The sequence below is a fragment of the Pseudoalteromonas sp. ABE4_541 genome (genome assembly GCF_056312285.1).
Genome location: NZ_JBSVEM010000046.1, coordinates 1 through 854, shown reverse-complemented (window position 1 = coordinate 854; position 854 = coordinate 1). Strand labels below are relative to the sequence as shown.

Annotated in this window: 1 protein-coding gene; it reads right to left on the bottom strand. The window is 51.1% G+C overall.

The genetic code is table 11. The features are described 5' to 3' along the window. Positions 1–854, bottom strand: an 854-nt coding sequence (locus ACW689_RS21395) for an AMP-binding protein (protein ID WP_476294432.1), incomplete at both ends; no start/stop codon positions are given.

The window sequence follows — 854 nt, the reverse complement described above, 5'->3', positions numbered from 1 at the left end:
GTCTCTGTTGTCGGTGCTCGGTAGCTGACCGTGTCGTCCATGGCCGTCGGTTTGGGTAACGCTTTTCTGTCTATCTTTCCGTTACTGGTTTGTGGCCAATCCGCCACAAATAACACCCTGCTCGGCACCATGTGCTCCGGCAAGTGCTGCTTCAGCGCACCCAATAAGTGCGCCTCTAACTGTGCTGTCTGCACATCCTGCTCAGGCTTCACATACGCCAGTAATTGCCCATCCTCTGCCACCACTAAGCAACCATTGACTTGCGCCTGCTCCGATAACCGCTGCTCTATCTCTCCCAGCTCTATCCTAAAGCCTCTTATCTTCACCTGATGGTCTGTACGACCCAAATAAGCAATCTCACCATCCGCTAAGTAGCGCACTAAATCCCCTGTCCGGTACAAACGCAATGACTCCTCTCCCAAAGTCACCGTCATAAACCGGGCTGCCGTCAGCTCCGGTTGATTCAAATACCCCTGCGCTAAACCATCTCCGCCTATATACAGCTCACCCACCGTGCCAAACGGACATAACTGCTGTGTATCGCTCAGTACATACAAACCGATGTTGCTGATTGGCTTTCCTATCGGCACCGCACCATATTGCTCCGCCCCTGCACAATCAAAATAACTCACATCTATCGCCGCTTCCGTCGGCCCATATAAGTTATGTAGCGCTACATGCCCCGCTCGCCCTTGTAGGGTTTTAACGTCGTTTAACTCCAACGCTTCTCCGCTACAAAAAACACTCTGTACTGTACTTGGAAAGCTCAGCCCTGTTCCCAGATAAGCATTCAACATCGAAGGTACAAAGTGTAATCGTGTCACCGCTTGCGCTTGCATTAACTCATAAAGATA